At 59.3% G+C, this 4,606-nt stretch carries 5 protein-coding genes; all 5 read left to right on the top strand.

The window, feature by feature from the left end; translation table 11 throughout:
- On the top strand, positions 1-294 hold a 294-nt coding region (locus WBB85_RS09270), incomplete at its 5' end, for a hypothetical protein (protein WP_432638337.1).
- Between the two features lie 220 nt (positions 295-514).
- The gene (locus tag WBB85_RS09265; protein WP_432638336.1) at positions 515-889 is read left to right on the top strand and encodes a hypothetical protein; all 375 of its coding nucleotides are present in this window, start codon (positions 515-517) and stop codon (positions 887-889) included.
- A gap of 193 nt (positions 890-1,082) precedes the next feature.
- Entirely contained in the window at positions 1,083-2,093 is a 1,011-nt protein-coding gene (locus WBB85_RS09260) for a branched-chain amino acid ABC transporter permease (protein ID WP_432638335.1), read from the top strand.
- Positions 2,090-3,385 (top strand): branched-chain amino acid ABC transporter permease, encoded by a 1,296-nt coding sequence (locus WBB85_RS09255; RefSeq protein ID WP_432638334.1) that lies wholly within the window; start codon positions 2,090-2,092, stop codon positions 3,383-3,385. The genes WBB85_RS09260 and WBB85_RS09255 overlap by 4 nt, the downstream gene beginning before the upstream one ends.
- 158 nt (positions 3,386-3,543) lie before the next feature.
- A partial coding sequence (locus WBB85_RS09250; protein WP_432638333.1) for an NAD(P)/FAD-dependent oxidoreductase occupies positions 3,544-4,606 on the top strand: 1,063 nt, incomplete at its 3' end.

Here is a 4,606-nt window from a genome sequence, read left to right as displayed (position 1 = left end):
TCCCTGGCATTCGCGCAGGAGATGGTCTTTGACTGCGGCACACCAGACGCCGCGCAGCCGGAACTGGGCGCGCAGCTTGTCAAATTCGATGGTGAAGCCAAGGGAAAGATCGTGATCGGGGATACCGAACTGGATGCGATGGTTCTGCCCGGTCTGGGCACCTTCACGTTTCTGCATATCGGCGATGGCTTTACAATTCAGTATGCCGTGGACCCTGAACAAGGGTTCTATGACTACTCCGCCTCGGGCAGCAAGACGGGACACAAGCGCGGGGAATGCAGCAAGGCGGGCTGATCACGGATATGAGGTCCGATCTTTGCCCCTCGGACCTTTTGATCCAGCTCAGATGTGCAAGATCACCGATGTTGCGCCATCCGAAACAACAGATCACCTGAAAAGGAGTTGTTTACACATTGCGGAATAAAACCTCATCACCTCCGGAATCTAAACAAATTGCTGCTGCAATGCGTGATTACGGCATGAAAAGTATCTATACGGCAGGAGTAGTCCAGTTATGAAATCGATCATATTCGCCGCCGCGGCTGTCATGCTTCTGCCTGTCGCTGCCTCGGCTGACGATATCGTTTTCGACTGTCAGGTTGAAAACGCCGCCCAGCCAGAAATGGCTGCCCGTCTGTTCCAGGAAGAGGGCCAGATGACGGGGTTTGTCACAATCGACGGAACCGAGATGGAAGCGCTCATCTATGAAGCGGCGGAGTCTCGCACCTTCCTGTATCTCGGCGACGATTATTCGCTGAGCTATACGGTCAACATCGACACCGGCGCATACGAATATTTCGCAGATGGCAGCAAGGCCGCAGAAGCGAACGGCATCTGCATTGCGGCCCCCGACAAACTTGTCGAGGCGTCGCCTGACCTGAAAAGCTGACCAGACGTTCTGCGGTCGGTGACCTCCTGAAACAGAACTGCCGTCCCGTCATGGTAAACACTGATTTTGCAGGGCTTGCCGCCCTGTAAAATCCCGCTCTGCAAGGTATTCCCGTAGTTGCAGTAAGCGCCCAATATGTTATTCATTTGTATACAAAACAGAAGGCGGAAAATACCGCCAGAACGGGGAGCTTATGGACATACTGAACGCGATTGTCGCGCTGTTGAACTTTGTCGTCATTCCGGCAACGTCCTACGGCGCGCAGCTTGCACTTGGGGCGCTGGGGGTCACGCTGATCTATTCGATCCTGCGCTTTTCCAACTTTGCACATGGCGATACGATGGCTTTCGGGACCGGAATGGTGATCCTCTTCACCTGGTGGTTCCAGTCGATGGGGATCTCCTTCGGCCCCCTGCCCACCGCCCTGCTCGCCCTGCCCTTCGGCATCGCCCTGACGGCGGGTCTGGTTCTGGCGACCGACAAGGGGGTCTATCAGTTCTATCGCAAGCAAAAAGCAGCCCCCGTGATCCTCGTCATCGTCTCAATGGGCGTCATGTTCGTGATGAACGGCGTCACCCGCTTCATCATCGGCGTCGATGAGATCCGCTTTGCTGATGGCGAGCGGTTTCTGATCAATGCTGGCGATTTCAAGAAATCCACCGGTCTGGCCGAGGGGCTGGCCTTCCGGTCGACCCAGGCCCTGACCATCGTGACCGCCGTCGTCGTCGTGGCGCTTCTGTTCTGGTTCCTCAACAAGACCCGCACCGGCAAATCGATGCGCGCCTATTCCGACAATGAGGATCTGGCGCTTTTGTCGGGCATCAACCCCGAACGCGTGGTCAAGGTCACCTGGATCATCGCCGCAGGCCTCGCGACCATCGCCGGAACGCTTTATGGCCTTGATAAGAGCTTCAAGGCGTTCAACTACTTCCAGCTTCTGCTGCCGATCTTCGCCAGCGCCATCGTCGGCGGCCTTGGCAGCCCTCTGGGGGCCATCGCCGGCGGTTTCCTGATCGCGTATTCGGAGGTGGGTTTCACCTATGCCTGGAAGAAAGTCGCGAATTACGTCCTGCCGGAAAGTCTCGCCCCTGACGGCCTCGCCCAGTTGCTGTCCACCGACTACAAATTCGCGGTCTCGTTCGCGATCCTGATCGTGGTCCTGCTTTTCAAGCCCACCGGCCTCTTCAAGGGGAAATCGGTATGAACATGCGCAACATCCTTCTTTTCGCCTTTGTTGCGTTCCTCATCATCTTTGAGGGCATGACTGCCAGCTGGAACACCGCGCTTGGCATCCTCAACATGGGGCTGATCTCGGCCATCCTGGCACTTGGGGTCAATATGCAATGGGGCTATGCGGGCCTGTTCAATGTCGGTGTCGTCGGTTTCGTGGCGCTTGGGGGGCTCGCGCCCGTCCTGATCGCCACCCCGCCGGTGACCGAGGTCTGGACCGCCGGTGGTGGCTTCCGGTTGATCCTTGGCCTGCTGCTGGGCGTTGCGATTGTCGCTTTGGCCATCACGCTCAACCACCGCCTGAAGGGGCGGCAGCGCGTCGTTTCCCTGCTGGTGGTGCTGATTGGCGGCTTCTTCCTGTTCCGCGCGGTCTTCGATCCCGCCGTCGAGGTGGTCGAGGCGTTCAAGCCCGCGACCTATTCCAACCTTGGCGGGCTCGGCCTGCCGGTTCTGTTGGCCTGGCCAGTTGGCGGGCTTCTGGCCGCCGGGGCTGCCTGGATCATTGGCAAGACCGCGCTTGGCCTGCGCTCGGACTACCTCGCCATCGCCACGCTGGGGATTGGTGAGATCATCATTGCGGTCATGAAGAACGAAGACTGGCTGGCGCGCGGTGTGAAGAACGTCATCTCGATCCCGCGTCCCGTACCGTATGAGGTGGATCTACAAAACAGCGCCAGTTTCGTCGAGCGTGCGGCAAGCTTCGGCACTGATCCGGTCACAGCGTCGACCATCGTGGTGAAACTGCTTTATGCAGGCCTCTTCACCGTGATCCTGCTCGCGCTCATCTGGGCGTCGGAAAAGGCGCTGAATTCACCCTGGGGCAGGATGATGCGGGCGATCCGCGACAATGAGGTCGCGGCCGAGGCGATGGGTAAGGATGTGACCCGTCGCCACCTGCAAATCTTCATCCTCGGCTCGGCCATCTGCGGACTTGCGGGCGCGATGATCGTTACGCTCGACAGCCAGTTGACGCCCGGCACCTACAACCCCCTGCGTTTCACCTTCCTTATCTGGGTCATGGTGATTGTCGGCGGGTCGGGCAACAACTGGGGCGCGGTTCTGGGCGGCTTCCTGATCTGGTTCCTCTGGATCAAGGTCGAACCCTGGGGCAACGGGCTGATGGACTTCATCACCTCGGGCATGGCCGACGGCGTGATCAAGCAACACCTGCAGGACAGTGCAGCCCATATGCGACTTCTGACCATGGGCCTCGTGCTGCTGCTGGTTCTCAGGTTCAGCCCAAGGGGGCTCATCCCCGAACGTTAAGCATGCCGTTACCGGGCATCAGAAAGGCCGGGGCGCGTCCCCGGCCTCTTTCATTGGCGGTGGCATCATCGTTGTGAAACGACACATTCTGTCGTTTGCCGACATGCTGCGGCGCGTGTTCCGCCGTTGATTTGGGTTAAATTCCTCGGGAGGCGAATATGAAGACCCAGGCACAGGTCGTGGTCATCGGTGGCGGCGTTGTCGGTTGCTCGGTGCTATACCATCTGACGAAATATGGCTGGAAAGACGTGATGCTGATCGAAAGATCGACGCTTACGTCAGGCTCCACCTGGCACGCGGCGGGCGGCTTTCACACGCTCAATGGCGATACCAATATGGCAGCGCTTCAGGGCTACACGATCGGGCTTTACAAGGAGCTGGAGCAGATCACCGGCATGTCCTGCGGGTTGCACCATGTCGGCGGCATCACGCTGGCCGACAATCAGGCCCGGTTCGAGATGCTGAAGGCCGAGCGCGCCAAGCACCGCTATATGGGTCTGCATACCGAAGTTCTCGGCCCTAACGAGATCCGCGACTTCACCCATGGCATGGTCAATACCGACGGCATCATCGGCGCGCTTTACGATCCCCTCGACGGCCATCTTGACCCCTCGGGCACCACCCATGCCTATGCCCGCGCGGCCAAGATGGGTGGCGCCGAGATCGTAGAACACAACCGCGTGCTGGAAACCAATCCCCGTGCTGATGGCACATGGGACGTGGTCACCGAACAGGGCACGGTGCATGCAGAACACATCGTCAATGCCGGTGGCCTCTGGGCGCGTGAGGTGGGCGCGATGGCAGGCGTCTATTTCCCGCTTCTGCCGATGGCGCATCAATATCTGGTCACTGACGACATTCCCGAAATCGTCGACCTTCTGAAATCCGGCCGTGAAGTCCCGCATGTGATCGATCCGGGCGGGGAAAGCTATCTGCGGCAGGAAGGGCGCGGGTTCTGCATCGGGTTCTATGAGAAAAAGGCCGAGGGCTGGTCGCTCGACACAACACCCTGGACCTTCGGGCATGAGCTGTTGCCCGACAATCTCGACAAGGTGGCCGAGTCGATCGAATTCGCCTATCGCCGCTTCCCCGCACTGGAAAAGGTCGGCGTGAAGAACGTCATCCACGGCCCCTTCACCTTTGCCCCCGACGGCAATCCGCTGATCGGCCCCGTGCCGGGCATGCGCAATTACTGGTCGGCCTGCGCGGTCATGGCAGGCT

This window comes from Albidovulum sp., assembly GCF_049646345.1.
Taxonomy (GTDB): domain Bacteria; phylum Pseudomonadota; class Alphaproteobacteria; order Rhodobacterales; family Rhodobacteraceae; genus Albidovulum.
The sequence above is the reverse complement of the archived record's forward strand: the minus strand, read 5'-3'. Positions and strand labels throughout refer to the sequence as shown.

Bases quoted from the DNA above. Each gene is read 5' to 3' on its own strand.
- WBB85_RS09260 (WP_432638335.1), top strand. From the start codon at position 1,083: ATGGACATACTGAACGCGATTGTCGCGCTGTTGAACTTTGTCGTCATT.
- WBB85_RS09255 (WP_432638334.1), top strand. From the start codon at position 2,090: ATGAACATGCGCAACATCCTTCTTTTCGCCTTTGTTGCGTTCCTCATC.
- WBB85_RS09265 (WP_432638336.1), top strand. From the start codon at position 515: ATGAAATCGATCATATTCGCCGCCGCGGCTGTCATGCTTCTGCCTGTC.